The organism is Echinicola jeungdonensis, from assembly GCF_030409905.1.
Taxonomy (GTDB): Bacteria; Bacteroidota; Bacteroidia; order Cytophagales; family Cyclobacteriaceae; genus Echinicola; species Echinicola jeungdonensis.
The window spans coordinates 446,655-467,682 of sequence record NZ_JAUFQT010000002.1 but is presented as its reverse complement, the minus strand read 5'-3'; the positions used below and the strand labels follow the sequence as shown (position 1 = coordinate 467,682).

Sequence of the window (21,028 nt, the reverse complement as noted above, 5' to 3'; positions counted from 1 at the left end):
TTTTCATCACTTTTCGAGTTTTGGTATCAAAGCTCCCTTATCCAAATATTCCGGTAACTGATGGGCTCACTAGGATCCCCATGATCCTGAAGCTTAATAGAACCTTTTTCATGATACGTGTATTTGGGAAGTCCTGTGAATGGCGTATGACCTTTGATCTGGGTGTTGTTTTGAATCACCACTCCATTATGGATGACAGTCACCCTTCCTGGAGAAAACAGGGTTTTATCTTCCTTGAAACGGGGGGCAGTATAGATAATGTCATAGACATTCCACTCGCCTGGAGCCCTCATTGCATTTTTCAAAGGAGGGGTTTGCTTATAGATACTTCCTGCCTGGCCATTACTATAGGTGGGATTGTTGTAATTGTCCAGTACTTGCAATTCATACCTTCCTTGTAAATAAATTCCGCTATTACCCCTAAACTGGCTTTTCCCAGTAATATTTTCCGGAACCTTCCATTCAATATGCAATTGGAAATCATTAAATTTCTCAATAGTTTGGATATCTCCTGTTCCTTTATTCACAGTAAAAACACCATTTTCAACAATCCATTTAGCAGGTCCCCCCTTTACACTTTCCCACTTTGACAGATCTTTGCCATCAAAAAGCACCAAGGCATCTGAAGGTGCCGTCATAGCAGCATTTTCGGTTATTTCGCCCGGACTTATTATGGGCACTTTATGGTCCCAAAATTCCGTCATTTCCGGGGTCATTTGTGGACCTTTTTGCTCTTGGGCCTTGACCTGCGCAAAGGCTAATACGCATAAAACAAAAGAAAGTATTTTTGGTATTTGATTATATGTATCCATGTTTTTGATTTAATTATTTGTGACTATTGTTAATTAAGGCAGCCATAAAACCTCAGTTCGAGTTATAAAAACGTCACTCCGATCCGTGGGAGGCGGAGTGGGAATCCTGTAAAAACAAGATTGCCTGTCCTCCGGGAGGTGCCCCCTTTCCCTCCCTACTCTCAGAGCTAAAGGGCTACCATTGATGAGAACCTTGTCATGCTGACGACAGGAAGCATCTCTTTCGAATACGGTTTGAAATAGAGATCCCTCCTTTGTCGGGATGACAACGCTCCGAAACCCACGTTATTCAACTCCTTTATAATTGAGAAAATGTTGAATTCTCACAAGGACGTTAGCGATCATATTACACTACTTTTAAAATCGAACTCAGATTAATAAGCCAATAAATCTATACACTTGGCAAGTTCCAGGGGGCTCGATAAATTGCTTTGGCCATTTCATTGGCCTTAGGATTATCGATAAATTGGTTTTTATGATCAACCCATTTTAATGCAGTACCAAGACGGTAGGAGATGTTTCCTATCTGTGCATTGATGGCTGCATTTCGCCCCATTTCAATTGTGCAATTGGGTTGTTGCCGGTTCTTAATGCAATCCAGGAAATTACGGGTGTGGTGATCAAGGCCATAAGACCAGGCGCCTGGTTTTCTCTGAATGGGTATGGGGTCCACCATATATTTATCCTCATTGACTTCAGGGTATATTTCCCAGGTATTTCTATTGATAACTAGTGTGCCATTATTGCCTACAAAGGCGACTCCTGGTTCCCCGCTTTGCCTGTTATATGGCTCTCTTCCCGTACCCAGGGATTGTTCCCACAGCATAGAAAATTCTCCAAAATCATAGACCGCGTTCAGGGTGTCAGGTGTTTCTGCCGCACTTTGAGGATTACCATATTTTCCTCCGACTGCCGATACCAAGCCAGGAGTGGACACTTCCATTCCCGAAAGGACCATATCAATCATATGGACCCCCCAGTCGGTCATCAATCCCCCTCCATAATCCCAGAAATACCGGAAATTTCCATGAAAGCGGTTGGGGTTAAAAGGTCTCTTTGGTGCTGGCCCCAGCCACATATCGTAATCTACCCCTTCAGGAACTGGTTGATTCGCTTTGGTTGGAAAACTTCGGCCATAATTTACATAAGCCCAGGTTTTCGCAGATCTGATCTTACCTAATTTTCCGGAATTGAGATACTCCAAAGCACTTTTCCAGTGAGGGTCGCTACGTTGCCATTGTCCCACTTGTACAATGCTGCCATACCTATTTTTGGCAGCCACCATCAGGTTACATTCCTCAATACTATTTGCGATGGGTTTTTCTACATATACATCTTTTCCAGCTGCACAGGCTTCGACCATTTGAAGGCAATGCCAATGATCAGGTGTACCTATGATTACGACATCGATATCCTTGTTTTCCAGCAATTTTCTATAATCGCTATAAAGGGAAGGTTTTATACCAGTATTTTTTTCCAGTTCTCCTGCACGTTCATTCAGGATTTTCCTATCCACATCACATAGTGCGGTGCACCTTACATTTTCGTGAGTGAGAAAGGAGGTCAGATTGGTCCACCCCATACTCCTACAGCCAATTAGGGCCACGTTAACCATCTCATTGGGCGAAAAAGGGGATTTGGATTGTTTTGCTGTATCAGCAAAAAGAGTATTTCCCGGTACAGCTGAAAGCCCTAATCCGGCTACCAACTGGGTGGAATTTCTCAAGAAATTTCTTCGTTTTGGGTTCATTATTAATTTCTTTTGGTAAATGAATCAAACAGGGTAAAACAGAAGGTTCTACCCTATTTGAAAACATTTTTGTTTATTTAATACCCCATATTTTGGGTCAGGTTAGGATTAACATCTATTTCTTTTTGAGGAATAGGAAACAATAGGTGTTTTTCTGATGCATTGGACTTTCCAATGGAATGAAGAAAATCCAAGCCATATTGTCCTCCATTGACCCGGATCAGGTCAAACCAGCGTTGCCCCTCAAAAGCCAATTCTATTCTTCTTTCATGCAGGACTTTCATCCTAAACTCCTCTTGGGAAAGGCCTGAAACAGGGTCCAACCCTGCCCTATCCCTCACTTTATTTAGTGGGGTTTCTGCCTCCGAAGTACGGCCCAATTCATTTAAAGCTTCAGCTTTCATCAGCAATACATCAGAAAAGCGGAGTACTGGGAAATTAAGAGGATTGGTATCATAATTGGGTGAAATGCTTTTGGGCACCAAAAATTTCCTAAGGTTGTACCCTGTGGTGGAATAATCTGAATCATATTCCTGACCGTCAAATTGGGGCCCTTCTTCGTAAAGAATGGTGGCATCTTTTCTTAAATCCCCCTCTTCATAGGAATTCACAAATTCCTGCGTAGGCTGATTCCAACCGTAGCCACCTGCTACCATATCTGCATTTCGAGGTCCTGTAAAGGTGCTTACCCAAGAAGCTTGGTTTTCATTTCCCCAAAAACTATTACTGGTTTTTCCAAAATATTGCACCTCAAACAAAGACTCCTGGTCATTTTCGTGTTGGGCATCAAAATTCTGTTCATAAATTGGATTCAGTTCATATCCCAATGCTTCCACTTCTGCAATCATGTCCAATGAATTCTGATACTGACCCAAAGTCAAGTAAACTTTGGCTAGCATACCGGCTGCAGCCCCCTTACAGGCCCGGCCAAGATCATCAGCTGCATAATTTGATTTGGGAGGTAACAAATCAAAAGCCATTGAGAAATCGTTAATGATCAAATCAAAAACTTCTTCTTTGGGAGTACGAGTAGGTCTTAAGTCATCTTCCGGATTTTGTGGTTCAGTGATTAAAGGAACATCCCCAAAATACCTTACCAGGATAAAATAATAGTGAGCTCTCAGGAAATGGGCTTCCCCTAAGATCCTACTTTTTAACTCCTGGTCAATTTCCATTTGAGGCACATTTTTCAATACCGTATTGGCTCTCAAAATGCCCGGTGCAGGCCCTCTCCAAAGATCAAGAACGCCTGGATTATCCGTGGCGGTGACAAAATTGGCCATATCCTGGGTTTCCCGGCCATCATCACCACCGCCTGCACCCACAATGCTATTACCAGCCATAATATCGGAAGTCCACATCCGCATATTGTATAATTTTGGCCATTGAAGGGGCTGATATGCCCCATTAATGGCATTGATGGCATCTTCTTCAGTGCGGAAGAAGTTGGAGGTATTGATAGTATCCAGGGGCTGCTTTTCTAAAATATCACTGCAAGCTATAAGGGTTGTGCTAGCCAAAAGGGCTATATATATCTTTTTAATAATTTTCATTTGATTTTGGGTTTTAAGTTTAGAAACTCAGGTTAACACCTAGGGTAAGCGTACGGGTTACCGGATAGACATTAAGGTCAATTCCATTTATAGGAACTTCCGGATCCATTCCCTGATATTGGGTAAATGTGTAAAGGTTTTGGGCTGAACCATATACCCTCAATTTTGACAGGCTAAAGCGATTCAAAATACTTTCAGGAAAATTGTAACCTAGGGTAACATTTTTGACCCGGAGGTAAGAACCATCCTCTATGTACCGGTCCGATGGACGGGTATTTTTATTAGGATCATTAAATACTGCCCTGGGCATTTCATTACTTGTTCCCTCTCCAGTCCATCGATTTAATGTTTCGGTGGTTTGGTTTTGGGCTACAGCCATTCCTTCTGCCCAAATCCGGTTGGCATTAAAAATCTGATTGCCTGCTACCCCTTGAAGGAAAAGAGAAAGGTCAAAGTTTTTGAAGGTCAAATTATTGTTCAGGGCGAAAATGAAATCCGGATTGGGATTGCCAATAAAGGTCCTGTCCTCATCATTGATCACCCCATCATTGTTCAAATCTTTAAACTTGATATCCCCTGCTGAAGTCCTGTTGAACGGATCCGATCCCCCAACCTGTACAGCATAATTTTCAACTTCCTCCTGGGTTTGAAATAAGCCATTGGTCACAAAACCATAAAATTCATTGATGGATCTACCTGCTTGAATTCTGGCCAAATTGTAATTAAACCCAACACTTCCGGTGGTCATGGGCACAGTATCATTCAAGCTGATGACTTCATTATGATTGTAGCTTACATTGAAATCAGAAGTCCAAATAAAATCTTCCCTTTGAATATTGGTGGATCCAATGCTAAGTTCAATCCCCTTATTGCTGATTTTACCGGCATTGATTTGAGGTACAACTATATCCGAGTAGCCAGTGGAAACAGGAACGGCCATTGGAACCAACATGTCGTTGGTGTTTTTGATATACCCATCTAAAGTTACTGTCAACCTGTCTTGCCATATTGAAGCATCTATACCAACATTGATTTGCTCTACGGCTTCCCACCTGACATTAGGATTGGGCATGATGGCTGGAACTACCGTGGGAACCAGGGTACCATTAAAATTATATTGGCCTGTGCTTAAAGCAGAAGCAAATGAATAATTACCTATTTCCTGATTTCCGGTTACTCCATAACCAGCCCTGATTTTCAAGTCACTGATAGCTACCGATTTAAAAAACTCTTCATTGGAAACCCTCCAGGCAAAAGATCCGGAAGGAAAAACACCCCATTTATTTCCCGCGCCAAACCGGGAAGATCCATCCCTCCTTAAAGTACCGGTCAACAAATATTTGCCTTTATAATCATAATTTGCACGAGCCATATAGGACATCAATCCCCACTCAGAGGCATTTCCCCCCAAAGTAGGCTGTTCGGTACCATTGTCCAGCTGCTGGGTCACCTCGCTGGCAAAACCCTGGACGGAACCTCCCATAAAGTCAAAGCGATTTTCCTGCATACTGGTCCCAAGCATGGCGGTAATTTGGTGATCTCCAAAAACTTTCCGGTAAGTCAGGGTATTGTCCCAAAGCCAGGTAATGGATTTATGGAAATTCCTGGACAGAAAAGCTTCCGGTTGTGGAATTGGCTGCCAGTCGTAGGAAGGAGACCATGTTCTGGTATCCCAAAAATTAGCCTGGATGCCAGCTGTGGATTTAAAGCTCAGGTTTTCGGTAATTTCCAAATCACCATATACGGAGCCCCTAATATTATAGCCTAAGGTTGAATTTTCAACCAAGCGGGCTTTTCCAATCGGGTTGGAAATATCCCCATACCAGGAAGGCCTACCAACAGGACCTGCATAGGATCCATCCTCGTTGTAAATGGATTGGGTAGGCAATGCAGCCATCGCATTACGAATACTGTAATCGCCACTTTTGTTGACATCGTGGTTTAAAGTCAAATTATTGCCAAATTTTAACCTATCAAATACCAACACATCAGAGTTCAACTGCAGTGTGTACCTTCTATATCCCGTTTCCATGACCACTCCTTTTTGGTCCAACACACTGGCGGAAGCGTAAACATTGGACTTTTCATTTCCATTGGAATAAGACAAGGAATAACTCTGCTGGGGAGCTGTCCTAAATAAGGTTCCTAACCAATCAGTCCCTTCCCCCCAGGATGATGGATCAGAAAAATCAGGCCGGGTTTCAAGGCCATTGTTTTCCATCATCTCATTGTGCAAAACTGCAAACTGAGCCGCATTTAACATCTCCAGGGGATTGGCCACCTGCTGAACCCCGCTATAAACGTCAAAGTTAAGGGAACCTTCCCCATTGGCTCCTTTTTTGGTAGTGATGATGACTACGCCATTGGCTCCCCTTGAACCATAAATGGCTGCAGCTGAAGCATCCTTCAAGACCTGTATGGATTCCACATCATTCATATTGATTTGGTTGAGTCCTGAAGTGGTAGGCACTCCATCTATTACCAATAGTGGATTACTATTATTGATGGTTCCTGTACCCCGGATTCTAAAAGTGGCATCCGCACCTGGCTGGCCGGAAACAACCACCTGTACACCAGCCGTCCTTCCCTGGATGGCATTACTTACAGTAGGCACGGGCATGGATTTGATATCTTCTGTATCCACACTTCCAATAGCCCCGGTAATGTCCTTTTTCTTTTGGCTGCCATAACCTACTACAACCACTTCATCCAGGGATTGCATATCTGCTTGAAGCGTTATATTGATGGTTGATCTACCATTGATAACTACTTCTTGCTTTTTATAGCCCACAAAAGAAAAGACCAAAGTGCCATTTTCGTTTTCTTCAGGAATTTTCAGTTCATACCTTCCCTCCAAATCCGTAATGGTCCCAATATTGGAACTTCCTTTAAGTCTAACGGTAGCTCCGGGAATGGATTCCCCACTCGGATCATTAACTGTTCCTTTTACCAGCTGTGTATTTTGGGCCTTTGCCGAAGAAACGATAAACAGAGCAATGGCCATCCATAAAAAGATGATCAACATCTTTTTTGGAAGAGACCAGGACTGGTGTTGGTAAGACCAGCCCAAATGATTTCCCCGTTTTGGGTTAAGTAAAATTCGATTCATAAATTTTGGGTTTGATTTAATTGAAATTGATTCCAATGCTTTTTCAAGCACCATGATTCAAAATTGCCCTTAAACAAACCCGAATTCAATTTTATGATAAAAGAGGTAAAAAATAACCAACTTAATAAACTTTTAAAACTTTATAAACCAGCTACTTACAGTATTTTCAAGCTTGTAAAAAAGTAAATAAAAAGTAACCTCAATTGATATGAATAAATGGGGAATTGGGCTTAGCTCCCCTATTTTCGAATGAAGAATTGGATTATTTATTAACTGGTTTCAGTTAAAAAGGCCGGGACTATAATCATTAACTTATTTTTCAATTTATCGATGGCAAATTATTTTAGGCTGAATTAAAAAAGGGTTCCCGACTCGGGAGGCTCTGAAGAGCAAAGGTCCAAGTCACTGCTTCCTTACCTTCGGCAGGTCAGCTGAAGAGTTGGACCATTCAGGAGAAGTAATACCTTTGTTTTTGTCCTCACCTAGGTGAAGAATAAACCGTCTATGGTGACTGGGTGTAATTTGCAATTACACCCTAATATCCTAGCCAATTTCCAATTGCAAAAAAACCAAAAATCACCAATAATCTACCTCAATTAACCCTTTGAGTCCTGAGTAGTTTCTGGCGCTTGAACACAAATAATCTTCAGGTTTCTCCACTAATCCTGCTCTAACTGGATTTTCATGGATGTATTTGACTCTGCTTTCGGTCATTTCATGTCGGTAAAGTTCTATAGCATGGTTCTCATGAGTCCAGAACTGCATGCCTCCAGACCTTTTGTTGAATTTTGCATGGTAAATAAAGATCATCTTCAACCATTCTTTCCTACTTTCTTGTTGATTCTCCAGAATCATGGCAAGTAGTTTCTTGCTTGTAAACTTTTTGAAATCACGTACCCATGCTGAAAATTTCCCGTCTTTTTGCTGAACCACCAAATGAATATGGTTTGTCATGATGACATATCCAAAAAGGTAAAGTCCTTTTTCTTTTCTGAAATAGGTCAGGTTTTCCAAGACGAAGTCCCTATAGACTTTTCTTGAAAAAACATCAGCCCAACCTACCACTTGGAAGGTTAAAAAACAAGGCATTTCCTGATCTCTTGCCTGATAGGCTTCACCCATATCTAAAAGTAATTCTTGTAAACCCGAATTGCAAATTCTAATAATAGGAAGGTGTATATGCAATCTACACCTAGTCCTCCGCCAATCTTCACCCAGTGGGGGGCGAATAGCCCTATCCAAAAAAGAATATTATTAAAAATCTTTCCAAAGATCTAATAAAGGGGCGATAAAAAGGCGTAGCACAGTCTGGAGGCTCTGAAGAGCAAAGGTCCAAGTCACCGCTTCCTTTCCTTCGGCAGGTCAGTTAAAGACTTAGACCATTTGGTGCTTCCCCTAAAGGGAATAAAGGGATCCGGGTGGGGAAATTCAAATTTTCATTTTATCGATGGCATATTTCTTAAGTAAATAAAAAAGTGTTCCACAGTCTGAAGACTGTGAAGAGAAAAGGTCCAAGTCACCGATTCCCTTTCCTTCTGCAGGGTTGCTGAAAAATTAGGTTATTTCACCCGTTTTTTCCATTTTTTCGGGTGTTGGTTTGTATGGAATACCTATATGACATCAATATCATTTCCATTTACAACATACAAAACAAGGTAGGGAAACCGATCTATTACAAAAGCCCTGACTTTCTTTTTGAAACGAACCCGGTAAGTTGTAGGATTGCTTGCTATGGCCTTTCCTGCTGCATCAATTGCATCCAAAAATTCTTCCCCTAAACCTTTCTTTTGCTTTTCATACCAAAGATAGGACTCGAAAACATCCGATTCCGCCTCTTCGGACAGTTGGTAATTATAGGGCATCCTTAGCACGTTTTCTTATCCTGTCTTTCACAGTATCCCATGGGGAAAACTCCATTTCCCCATTTTCATACTTCTCAAACCTAGCCTCCAGTTCTTTTTTTTGTTCTGGACTTAATTCAATAGTACTTTCCTGTTGCTCTTTTAGCCCTTGAAGCTTTTTCAGGACAGTCTTGTCCTGAAGCTCAGTAAGCCAGTGGATAAGATCGATTTTAACAGATTTTATATCCATTTGTTCCCTTTGTAGTTCTTTCCTAAAGGTAACGATTTTTTTGAACGTTGAGATTCATTACTCTCCAACATGGAAAGTATTAACTGGAGTGGTGGGAATTAAAAAAAGGATACCACAGTCTGGAGACTGTGAAGAGTAATGGTCCAAGTCCCCGCCTCCCTTGCCTTCGGCAGGTCAGCTAAAGACTTGGACCATTCAGAAAGATTTGAGCGGGCAGGACTTCCCCTAAAGGAGATCGAGGGGCGGGTGGGGAAATCCTTCACTTTAACTATGTTATAGGGAATTGCAGAGGAAAAAAGTCAGCAGAATGACAAAAAACCCCAAGAAAAAATCCCTGGGGTTTGTTGGAAAAATTAACTTAAAAGAGGCCTTAAAGTTTCTTCAATCCTTTCAATTCCGATTTTTCCGCTGGAATTATACTTATAGCATAACCACCTCCTGGTGCGGACATTTGTTTGAGTTTGGATTTATAATCCACTGCAAACTTTTGTATGGTATAGGATTGTGGATTGGTTTTATAATGGGCATCTTTTCCATCTGCATAAATAGTGGCTATATAGGTTTTACCTTCATCCAAGAAATCAAATTCAACCTCGGAAGTCCGCTCTTCCAATCCATTGACATTTCCTACAAACCAGTTTTCACTTCCTTTTTCTTTCCTGGCTACTGTGATATAATCCCCTGGTTCTGCTTCCAGATAAATGCTTTCATCCCAATCAATGGCCACATCTTTGATAAACTGAAAGGCATCCATGAACCGGTTATAATTTTCCGGTAAATCCGCTGCCATCTGTAAAGGACTATACATGGTCACATATAGCGCCAATTGGTTGGCCAAAGTGCTGTTGACATGGGAGTCATTTTCAGGATTCACCTTGCTGAGGTCCATTTCAAAAATCCCGGGTGTATAATCCATTGGACCACCCAACAAGCGGGTAAAAGGCAAAATGGTCACATGGTTGGCTTTGGATCCACCAAAGGCCTGGTATTCCGTGCCCCTTGCAGATTCATTACCGATCAGATTGGGATAGGTTCTGCAGATTCCAGTAGGCCTTACTGCTTCGTGAGCATTCACCATAATCTGGTAGTCGGCTGCTTTCTCCAAAGCATATTGATAATGATTTACCAACCATTGGCTGTAGTGGTTTTCACCTCTGGGAAGTATATCCCCTACATAACCACTTTTTACTGCATTGTAGCCATTGTCCTTCATTAATTGATAGGCTTCATCCATATGCCTTTCATAATTCCGAACAGAACCGGAAGTCTCGTGGTGCATGATCATTTCCACCCCTTTGCTTTTGGCATAATCCCTGACTTCTTCCAAATCAAAATCGGGATAAGGAGTTACAAAATCAAATACATAATCCTTGGAATGGCCAAACCAATCTTCCCAACCAATATTCCATCCTTCTACCAAAACCCCATCAAATCCATGCTTGGCAGCAAAATCAATATACTTTTTCACATTGGAGGTAGTGGCGCCATGCTTTCCATTGGGTTCGGCTTCCTCATAATCGGTAACTCCCAATTTGACAGCAGAATAATCATCGGTATAAGCCCAGCTGCTTTTTCCGGTGATCATTTCCCACCAAACGCCCACATATTTCATAGGTTTGATCCAGGAAGTATCTTCGATTTTGTTGGGTTCATTGAGGTTAAGGGTGATTTTGGAAGCCAAAATTTCCCTGGCATCATCGCTTACCATTACCGTTCTCCAGGGAGTTTCGGCAGGTGCCAGCATAAAGGCCTTGTCACCATTTACATTTGGGGTTAGCCAGGATTCAAAAACCATGGATTTATCATCCAAATTCAAATGCATTGCTGGGAAATTGATCAAAGCTGCTTCATGAAGGTTGATATAAAGACCATCCTCAGTTTTCATCATCAAAGAAGTCTGCACTCCTGTGGGTGAAAAAGAAGTTTGGGAAACATTATCTGTAATGGCCACCTCCATATGTTTCCTTATTTCAGAAAGCTTGGATTCGGTAAAATCATATTCCTGGGTATCATAATCCCCCGGAACCCAAAAAGCGGTATGATCACCGGTCAGCGCAAACTGGGTTTTTTCATCAGAGATTACGAAATGCCCCAGATTATCTTGTTGGGGGAATTCATAGCGAAATCCAAGTCCATCATCAAATAGCCTGAATCGAAGCAGCATTTCCCTTCCGGTCTCTTCCTGAATCAGGTTAACTTCCAATTCATTATAATGGTTTTGGATTTCTTTCTCCTCTCCCCAAACAGGCACCCAGGTATTATTAAAAGTGGATGTTTGGGTATCAGCAATGGTAAATCCATCCATCAAATCCACTTCATCATTTTTCAAATCAAAACCTAATTGGCTTGATTTGATCACTTCAGCATCTTTAAAGTTTAATTGATAAGTTGGGGTTCCGTTATCTTGTAATGAAAAGGTCATCAAAAGATCACCATCAGGAGAGCTTAGGGTCTGTCCTAATCCTCTTTCAAAAATGGCGAGAAATAAAACGCCAATAAATAATATTTTCTTCATGGTTAATTTAATTTTCATTTCCAATAGGTTTAATCTTTATAGAATCGCCAATTTTTAAACTCCAAATCATGGTTTGAGATGATGATTTTGGAAGTGTGATTAAAAAAAACGGCTTATTAAATCTAATCCTCAGCCAAAATAAATTTGGCCCAGAATCAATATTCTACTCTTTGTAAAAGAGCCACTATAAAGGTTGGAAATTGATAAGTCAGCCTGCATACTTTTAGGGTTTTGTTAATTTGAATAAATATTAAAATGCTGTAGGAAGCATCTTGCCCCAAAATTGCCCTATAAAGTCAGTTGTATCAATTTATTGAATAATGAGGTAAAAAACAATTTAATTAACTCAGGACAAATCACTGATATTAAAACATATACGACATTTTTAACTTCACTAAAAAGTAAATGAAAAGTAAACAGATTAAAGACTTTTAACCTTCTTTTAACGATAATTAAAAACCATTAACTAGTGTTTTTCAATAATTAATTAAGTTTTTTTAAAGGTGGAAATATTTCTTACAGAAAGCAATTCACCCAAATATAGTTCAACTCCTACGGAGTTGGGTATAGGAGTTTACTCCATATTTTCCCCGGGATTTGTCCCGGGGTTAATTTTATTCAAGCCTTACAGGCTTGAGGAAATTTCTATTTTTCTGTCAATCTATTATTTACTCGAGAAATTGGGAAAAAATATGAGGCTGTATCATAATTCCATTTGCTCCATTAATCTCCAAATAATATTTTGAAGGTAATTTCCTTTGTCACTTTTTTTCTTCAGGTAAAAAAAAGTGACCAAAAAAACCCGCCGCTACGCCCCGGCGCACAAGTGTGCATCTTTTGGCTAAAATTTAAGGCTCCCCACACACAGCCAAACTCCTTCTTTATAAACATCATCAAAAGTTATTTGCAGCATTCCCGTCAGACATGCCTGTGCCTTTTGTTGCCCACTTCTTAAATTTCTTTACGCCAAAACCTGCAAGGCGGAAAAACAATTTCTTCGAATTAGATTAATCTTTTTTGCCCCCAATAAGTTGGTAACACCAACAATATAAAATTTTGTAACCAAATTCAGAATATGACTTATGAGACAAGCTCAACTTTAGGAAGTGCTGGGGAGGAGACCCGGCACAACGGTTCCCGTTTATTAAAAGGTTCTATCAATCTAGTTAAATTAAACAAATTTCACATTCCTCATTCTTCATTTCCAATTTATTAAACCGTCCTTATCTCCATTACCTTTTGCTCAAACTCCTCATTGGAAAGTATGGACTTACTTTTGACCTTAGTTTTATAATTGTAAATGGTGCGGACAGAATAGCCCAAAATGCTGGCAATCTGTTCATGATCAGTAATGCCTATTCGTATCAATGCAAAAATCCGGAGTTCAATTGGAAGTGACTGATTGTTTCTTATTTCAAATTGGTCTTCTTCTTTAAAGTAGGAATTGAAGGTATTAATGAAATTGGGAAATAAGCGGAGAAAAATTTCATCAAATTTAACAAATAAGGCCTCTCTTTCCTGCTTTAGGTTTATGGATTTTAGTACATGATGGAGATCATCAAATTTTTTGGACATCAGCTTTCGGTCAATATCCTTTTTGAACCTATCCAGTTTATCCAGGTATTCAGAATCTTTGGTAAAAGAATGACCAATATATTCTTCTTTAATCTTATTGGCTTCTTTTAATTTTTCATTGACTTCCAGCAGCTTGGAATTACTTTGAGTAAGGTCTTTTTTGGCTAGCTTTAATAGTCTGTATTGCCTGAAGATGATAAAAGCAAAACCTATCACCATAAGAGAAAGCAAGGTCACCGTGATCAAAAAGGTCATCAACCTTTTCCTTTGGTATTCCACACTGGCCAGTTTGGCACTTTCTATTTCCGGAAGGATCGCCGAAACCTGCAAAATACGATGCCTTGCCCCATAAAATTTAGCATCTTCGGCGGCTTGATTGATAAAATCATAAGCTAGGGATAATTCACCCAGGTCATAAAGCCTATTGGCCAAATCCATCAAAGCCACCGTTTCCTTGGTTACTGATTGGACATCCGCAATGGCAGATCGGGTAATGTATTCCAGTGACTTTTCTTCATCCCCCAAAGCCAAATGGATCCTTCCCAAGGAATAATAAGCCATGGCTGATTCATGTAAAGAGATATCAAAATTTTCAACTATTTGCTGAAATATTTCCAGAGCAGTTAAATAATCCCCAATCGCTTCCGCTTTAAGACCTCTTAATTGATAATAAACCAAACCATTTGAATCGGCCAGTGAAATCGCAGCATCCACAAACTGATTGCCCTTTTGTCCATTCAGGGTTGAATAATAGTCATCACTGTTATATGCGGCCAAATCATAGTGGGCCAGGGCTTTTTGCCGGTAAAACTCAATTTTAAGGCTATCTGTCACACCTTTTAATTGGATAGCATTCAAGGAATCGAAAGCTTCCTTATACATCCCTGAGGATCGCAGAATTGTACTTAAGGCAAGTTTAGCCTGGGTTGCTTTATCCGCGAATCCCATTTTCCTTGCTGCCTCCTGCAATTTTCGGGCATAGGTAAATGCAGAATCAAATTGGTAAGATTGATAGGCTTTGTAAAGTTTAAGGTTTATCTCAAAAACTTTCTGGTGGTTCTGATTATCAGTTGAATTTAATTGACCCTTTAAATTTTCTATATGATCCTCTTTCTCCTGGATATATTTTTCCTGAAATTCTATGGATTCACTCAAAACATGAAGAAGGCTATCTTTGGTATTTGCCCAGGCCTGAAAAAAGGAACTTGAAATCAGAATAATTAATGTAATTAGGGTTTTATTGATCATAGCTTTGAATCCAAAATCTGGGTAAACTTAAACAAATGATCGGAAAATCATCAAAAGAAAATTAAAGGAAATACGGACTGATAGGGAAATTTTGGATCAAAATTAAATGTCCGGTTATTCGGAATTTACATTTTCGGATCCCCTTTTTAAGGATTTAAAATCCTAATAAGTAATCCAGAAATTTGGAATCCTTTTTTCCTGAAATTTAGTCCTTTAGGTTTTAGGGGAAAAGAAACAGGAATAGTAAAAGTTTTGCCGCTCCAACCAAAAAACTAGGAGCTAGTTTCTCCAAGGTCCAAATCCTTGGTTGACTTATTTCGCCCTATTCAGGGCTTAGTTTGATGATAATGAATAAATTAAAAATAGACCGACTTTTAACCTTTTTACATTCTACCGGTATTTATTTTTAACGTTAAAAATTTAAAACCCTAGTTATTATTTTTCCCAAAGATTCAAGCTCCAGGCAAATTGACAGGGTCTTAATAGATATAAATCTTGGTACCAGGCTTCAGTTCTTAAATGACATTCCAACTTTTAATTCATCACCTCCAACCCATCATCCCCTTTACTTGCTGTACTGAAAGCGGAGAAATTAAATGGCTCTCCTTCTTCCTTCCCTGTAAATATTCTATAGTCGGCAATATCCAAGGCTCATTTTCCTGAACCATTGCTTTTTTTAATAATGCAATTTGATATAAGCGCGTCAAATCTTCAAATATCCCTTTAGCACTTGCTTCCAAAGAATCCTGATCCATTTCTTTGAAGTTTTCAATGGCACCCATAAGGTTCTCCAACTTATTCAATTCATCTTCAAATTTACCCGATTCATTGAATATTTTATACATTTCAGAATACAAAATAGAGAGCCCATCTGATTTTCTAATTGCTCTTAACATATCCAACACCATGATATTCCCAGCCCCTTCCCAAATTGGTAAAACCAAAGTGTCTCTCATAAATTTGGGAATCACGGTGTCTTCAATGTACCCAAGTCCACCCATCAATTCCATACTTTCCCTGATTCCATACACAGCTGTTTCTGCCGTTTTCTTTTTGACCATGGGGGTCAGTATTCGAACCAGTTCTCGACTTTTTTCATTTCCGTTGTCACCCTCATCAAGGGTCCGGATGGTTTTCCAGGTAAGATAAAAATCTGCCAAATAATTGGCTATAAGTTCTTCCAGCTTGGTTCTTACCAAAGCATGTTCCAATGCTTTTTTTCCAAAAGTTTGACGGTGGGATAAAAACTGATAAGCTTCCACCAGGCATCGTCTATAACTGGAAATAGCAATGACTGCATTCCAAAGCCTGGATAGGTTAATCATATCGGTCATGATCTTAAATCCTTCCCCCTCTTTCCCCAGCCTTTTCCCCAAGGTATCGGTCAAAAGGATTTCTGCACTGGCCATAGATCTTACCCCTAACTTTTCTTTTAGGCGGATGACATCCATCTCATTTGTTGTTCCATCAGGTTTCTGCCTTTCAACCAAAAAAATAGAAAGACCTTTTGTCCCCTCTATTTCAGGTTTGGTCCTTGCCAAAACCAAAATCAGGTCTGCATTGGCATTACTACAAAACCATTTTTCTCCATTCAGCAAATAATAATCCCCTTCTTGATGATTTGCTTCCACCAGATTAGCCCCTACATCTGACCCTCCAATTTTTTCGGTCAAAAACATGGCTCCGGTATAAAGTTCCTCAACCAAATCTGCATAAATATGAGGCAAGAGTCTTCCTTTATCCTCATCCCTGCCATACCGGTCAATCAACCTGGCTGCCCCATCTGTCATGCACAATGGACAGGGCACACTGGCATCCCCCATTCCATACAGAAAAGCCAATCCAAATCCCATTCGATGGAGATAATCACCATGGTTTTTTCTCGCTTCAATAGACCATTTAACCTTAAATAAACCTGATTCAACAGCTATTTTCAACAATTCATTGTAATAAGGATGAAAGACGATTTCATTTACCGTTTCCCCTAAGTGGTTTCTCTTTTTCAACACCGGCCCATGTTTATCTGCTGTCAGGGATAATTCATCCATGATAGTGGCTGCTGTTTTTCCAAGTTGAGAAAGGAAAGGTTGAAGGTAATTCCAAGTCTCTTCCGGAAACTCTTTTTTCAAAAAAAAGGACAATATCAGATCACTTTCCCAAAAATCCTTGCTGGGCTGATACTGATTGTCCAACACCCGATTGGACCGTTCTGTTTTTGAAGAATGGCTTGAGGCTGTATTTTTCATTGAAAGAATATCTTTGTCCTGATGAATTATAAGTTAACAATTTTTTCAGGCACATGGAATAACTAATTAAAAGGTCAGCAGCTAACAGTCCATCGTCCACTGAAAGTAAAAGAATATTACTATGCTCCTTGATAAAAAGTAAAGGCAGATGGACCTTTTGAGAAAATGATAAATTTTAGTTCCCCGCTAAATAGTTTCCAATTTGGATAGTTAGTGTGATTGTAAATCCCCCTTATTTAGGGTCGGGATTGCAAATTCCGACCAGTTTCGGACTTTTATTTTTTTAATCGACATAAAAAAACATTAACCGATATGGTAACCTACGGATTTATCCCAGGGAAACTTGTTTCCCTCCTTCCCAAAAGTGCCATCGGCACGGTTTATATTATTGCAAACTCTGGTGAATATATACCACTTCTATTTAAAGTTTGAATTGCAAATCCAAACTAGCCAAAAAACGATCAGATCCGATTCACCAAGTTTTAAAAGAAACAGCCAATTCATTAAAAAAATTTGTGCTAATTAGTGTAACAAGTCCGCAGAGGCGGATTCGTGGACACTTTATTCTATGTGAAAATCCTTAGGCATAAAAAAAGGCCCCTGAAATCCAGGGACCTTTTTAATAATATTGTTTTCACTTTTTCTCCTACAATCCAAAGAACTGAGGCAGCCAAAGGACTAATTGAGGGAACAAAGTGATAAGGATCAATCCTATGATCATGGCAAAGAAGAAAGGCATCAAGGGCCTGACGACTTTGGAAATGGAGGTCTTGGCCACCCCTACCCCAATAAAGAGCACGGAACCCACTGGAGGGGTACAAAGCCCGATACAAAGGTTCAATACCATGATAATTCCAAAGTGTACCGGATCAATTCCCAATTCGGTTACTACAGGAAGGAAAATTGGAGTAAAGATCAATACCGCTGGAGTCATATCCATAAATACCCCTACAAATAATAGGATAAGGTTGATAATGATTAGAATGACGTATTTATTTTCACTCAAGCTTAACAAAATCCTACTGATGGATTGGGGAATATCTTCACTGGACATTACCCAAGACATACTCATGGAGGTTGCAATCAACATGGCTACCACGGCGGTAGTGGCGGAAGATTTTAACAGGATAGCTGGAAGCTCCTTCAATTTTAATTCCCTATTCAAAAAGGAAAGGATCAAAGTATATATTACCGCAATGGCAGAAGCTTCAGTAGCTGTAAAGATCCCGGCAATGATACCTCCAATTACAATTACCAATAAAGTCAAACTTGGAAGTGCTTGTAAAAACACTTTCCCCAATTCGACCCAAGAGGTAGCTTCACCGGCAGGCAATTTTTTCTTTCTTACAAAATAGGCTCCCATTCCCATCAACAATAGACCTACCAGAAGTCCAGGAATATAACCCGCTACGAACAAGGCCGCAATAGACACCCCGCCACTGGCCAGGGAGTAAACGATGAGAATATTGGAAGGAGGAATGATCAAACCGGTAGTTGAAGAGGTAACATTAAGGGCTACACCCAACTCCTTTGGATAACCATCTTCTTCCATTCTTTTACCCAAAATACTTCCAATGGCTGATGCAGCTGCCACGGCAGAACCTGCAATGGCACCAAAAAGCATGGCAGCAATAACGTTTACATAAATCAACCCACCGGGAAGCCTTCCTGTCATGGCCTTGGCCAGGTTGATCAGGCGATTGGCAATTCCACCTTTGTTCATGATTTCCCCGGCAAGGATGAAGAAAGGAATGGCCAGCAAAGAGAAACTATTTAACCCCGCCCCCATCCTTTGAGCAATGGTAGTTGCCGCAGGAACCCCTGCAACGGTCACAATTAAGGTCAAAAAACTGGAAAAGCCCAAACTCCAGGCCACCGGCACCCCAACTCCCATCAGGGTCACAAAACTTAAGACTAATATTAAAATACTTAAATATTCCATTGTTGACTATTTCGGGTTTTTATGATGATGAAGAATTGATTTGATATCCAAAATCTGATATAAAAGGATCAATAATCCACTGATGGGAATAATGGTGTAGATATAAGCCAATGGAACCTGCAAAGTGGTAGATTTTTGGCCTAGAATATAAGTGATATACACCAGGTTACTTCCTCCAAAAATCATTACGGGTATGGCAAAGCAAATAATGATAAAATGAATAAAGATCATCAATTTATCCTTGGCTTTCCCTGTTAATTTTTGCGGTAAAATATCAATGGCCAAATGCTCATTATGACCAGCTACATAAGCGGCTCCCAACAAGCCTAACCAAATCAAAAGGAACCTGGCCAATTCATCTGTAAAGGAACTGGGGGACATCACCACATATCGGGACAATACCTGCCAGGTCACATTAATCACCATCAAAGCCATGATAATTATCAGCAAAACGCCTACCTTTTGGTTGATTCTAAGTTTCAGAGATGTGCTACTATTCATGGTTTCTTATTTTTTCAATGATTTCATACATTTCTGGTTTATCCTCTTCAAATTGCTCATACATACCTTCAACTGCTTTGCGGAATGGTTCTTTGTCTGGGCGGGTAACCGTTACACCCGCTTTCTTTAACTCTTCCATAGCTTCCTCCTCAGCTTCTGCCCAAATCTTATATTGGTAGGTAGCGGATTCATCAGCAGCTTCCTGCAGCCATTGCTTCTCTTGTTCGGAAAGCCTTTCCCAAACTTTAGTACTCACAATTAACATGTCAGGAACAGCGGTATGCTCATTTAAGGAATAGTACTTACAAACCTCATAATGCCTGGAACTAAGTAAACTTGGTGGGTTATTTTCCGCACCATCCACAATACCTTGCTGCAAGGCGGTATATAGTTCACCCCAGGAAACTGGGGTTGGGGAACCGCCAAAGCTATTGACCATATTGATGGCTGTATTGCTTTCCATTACCCGGATTTTCTTTCCCACCAAATCTTCAGGGGTTTCTACTGGGGCATCCTTGGTGTAAAAACTTCTGGATCCTGCATCATAATAGCACAGGCCTTTTAACCAAAATTGGGTTCCCTCATTAAGCAATGATTTTCCTATAGGACCATTCAGTACCCTTTCCCGGTGTTCATCATTTCTAAATAAATAAGGCTGACTAAGCACTTGGATTTTGGGTGCAAAACTCTCCATTACCGCAGAGGAAACTTTGGTCATCCCAAGGCTTCCGATTTGTAACAATTCTACAAGTTCCCTTTCACTACCCAGCTGGGCATTAGGATAAACCTGTACAATCATTTTTCCATTTGATTTTTCCTCTATCCGCTCGGCCATATATACCATTGCATCATGGACAGGGTGGTTAATATCTAGTCCATGTCCTAACTTAATATAACGGACACCACCGGGACCATCACATGAAACAGCTGCTGTTAAAAAACATATAATCAGCAACTTAAACAACGCAATAAAGCGGAAGGGTTTATTGAAATTTGAAAATATCATTCCATTAAGAATTTTTCTTTTTGATCGATTGAATTAGCTCCAATGTCTGGCCAATTTGTTTTTCCAATGGGGCAAAATCTTTATTTCTAATCCATTCTTTTTTGAACAACTGAGAGCCCATACCTACACAGACCACACCTGCCCCAAACCATTTAGAAAGGTTATCTTCGGTGGGTTCTACACCGCCTGTAGGCATGATTTTAAGATCGGGCATTACCGCTTTGACAGCTGATACAAAAGATGCCCCCAACACATTGCCAGGGAAAGCTTTTACTACTTCCGCTCCCATTTCTTTGGCATTATAAATTTCGGTCACAGTACCGCAACCAGGAATCCAAAGGATGCCCTTGTTGTTACAGAAAGCACCGATATTAGGAATCAAAGCTGGAGAAACAATAAAATCCGCTCCCGCTTCCAAAAATTCCTCCGCTTCGGCAGGAGTGAAAATGGTTCCAATCCCTAAAATCAAATCCTCATATTGCTTGGCGTATTCTTTTAAAGCTTTAAATACTTCCAGAGAGTTTGCCCCTCTGTTGGTAAATTCAAAAACACGGACACCTCCTTGATAAGAGCTGTCCACAACACTTTTGGCTACTTCAATGTCACTGTGGTTAAAAACCGGGATCATCCCGGTAGCTTCCATTGCGGCAGTAATTTCGCTTTTAGAAAATCTCATTTTT

The 21,028-nt window shown here is 40.2% G+C and carries 14 protein-coding genes; all 14 read right to left on the bottom strand.

The genetic code is table 11. The features are described 5' to 3' along the window. Positions 1-26: 26 nt before the first annotated feature. On the bottom strand, positions 27-812 hold the full coding sequence (locus tag QWY93_RS15195; RefSeq protein ID WP_290249244.1) for a 3-keto-disaccharide hydrolase: 786 nt from the start codon (positions 810-812) through the stop codon (positions 27-29). 391 nt (positions 813-1,203) lie between these two features. Next, entirely contained in the window at positions 1,204-2,562 is a 1,359-nt protein-coding gene (locus tag QWY93_RS15190; RefSeq protein ID WP_290249243.1) for a Gfo/Idh/MocA family protein, read from the bottom strand. Between the two features lie 77 nt (positions 2,563-2,639). Then, positions 2,640-4,115 (bottom strand): RagB/SusD family nutrient uptake outer membrane protein, encoded by a 1,476-nt coding sequence (locus tag QWY93_RS15185; protein ID WP_290249242.1) that lies wholly within the window; start codon positions 4,113-4,115, stop codon positions 2,640-2,642. Between the two features lie 19 nt (positions 4,116-4,134). Then, positions 4,135-7,224 (bottom strand): SusC/RagA family TonB-linked outer membrane protein, encoded by a 3,090-nt coding sequence (locus QWY93_RS15180; protein ID WP_290249241.1) that lies wholly within the window; start codon positions 7,222-7,224, stop codon positions 4,135-4,137. A 576-nt stretch (positions 7,225-7,800) separates the two neighbouring features. Continuing rightward, positions 7,801-8,346: an REP-associated tyrosine transposase gene (locus QWY93_RS15175; RefSeq protein ID WP_290249239.1), complete on the bottom strand. Its 546-nt coding sequence runs from the start codon at positions 8,344-8,346 to the stop codon at positions 7,801-7,803. A 488-nt stretch (positions 8,347-8,834) separates the two neighbouring features. After that, the gene (locus tag QWY93_RS15170; RefSeq protein WP_290249238.1) at positions 8,835-9,086 is read right to left on the bottom strand and encodes a type II toxin-antitoxin system RelE/ParE family toxin; all 252 of its coding nucleotides are present in this window, start codon (positions 9,084-9,086) and stop codon (positions 8,835-8,837) included. Beyond that, complete coding sequence (locus QWY93_RS15165) at positions 9,076-9,315, bottom strand: addiction module protein (protein WP_290249237.1); 240 nt, start codon at positions 9,313-9,315, stop codon at positions 9,076-9,078. Before QWY93_RS15165 ends, QWY93_RS15170 begins: the two co-directional genes overlap by 11 nt. 370 nt (positions 9,316-9,685) lie before the next feature. Then, positions 9,686-11,830: a glycoside hydrolase family 97 protein gene (locus QWY93_RS15160; protein ID WP_290249796.1), complete on the bottom strand. Its 2,145-nt coding sequence runs from the start codon at positions 11,828-11,830 to the stop codon at positions 9,686-9,688. 1,212 nt (positions 11,831-13,042) lie between these two features. After that, the gene (gene susR, locus QWY93_RS15155) at positions 13,043-14,653 is read right to left on the bottom strand and encodes a SusR family glycan utilization regulator (protein ID WP_290249235.1); all 1,611 of its coding nucleotides are present in this window, start codon (positions 14,651-14,653) and stop codon (positions 13,043-13,045) included. A gap of 542 nt (positions 14,654-15,195) precedes the next feature. After that, positions 15,196-16,899 carry an acyl-CoA dehydrogenase family protein gene (locus QWY93_RS15150; protein ID WP_290249234.1) on the bottom strand — a complete coding sequence of 568 codons (1,704 nt, stop codon included), beginning with the start codon at positions 16,897-16,899 and terminating at the stop codon, positions 15,196-15,198. Positions 16,900-17,545: 646 nt separating this feature from the next. After that, on the bottom strand, positions 17,546-18,841 hold the full coding sequence (locus tag QWY93_RS15145; protein ID WP_290249233.1) for a TRAP transporter large permease: 1,296 nt from the start codon (positions 18,839-18,841) through the stop codon (positions 17,546-17,548). A 6-nt stretch (positions 18,842-18,847) separates the two neighbouring features. Beyond that, entirely contained in the window at positions 18,848-19,342 is a 495-nt protein-coding gene (locus QWY93_RS15140; protein ID WP_290249232.1) for a TRAP transporter small permease, read from the bottom strand. Then, positions 19,335-20,348, bottom strand: a complete 1,014-nt coding sequence (locus tag QWY93_RS15135; protein ID WP_290249231.1) for a TRAP transporter substrate-binding protein — start codon at positions 20,346-20,348, stop codon at positions 19,335-19,337. The genes QWY93_RS15140 and QWY93_RS15135 overlap by 8 nt, the downstream gene beginning before the upstream one ends. Before the next feature lie 4 nt (positions 20,349-20,352). Beyond that, positions 20,353-21,024, bottom strand: a complete 672-nt coding sequence (locus QWY93_RS15130) for a bifunctional 4-hydroxy-2-oxoglutarate aldolase/2-dehydro-3-deoxy-phosphogluconate aldolase (RefSeq protein WP_290249230.1) — start codon at positions 21,022-21,024, stop codon at positions 20,353-20,355. Between the last annotated feature and the right edge of the window lie 4 nt (positions 21,025-21,028).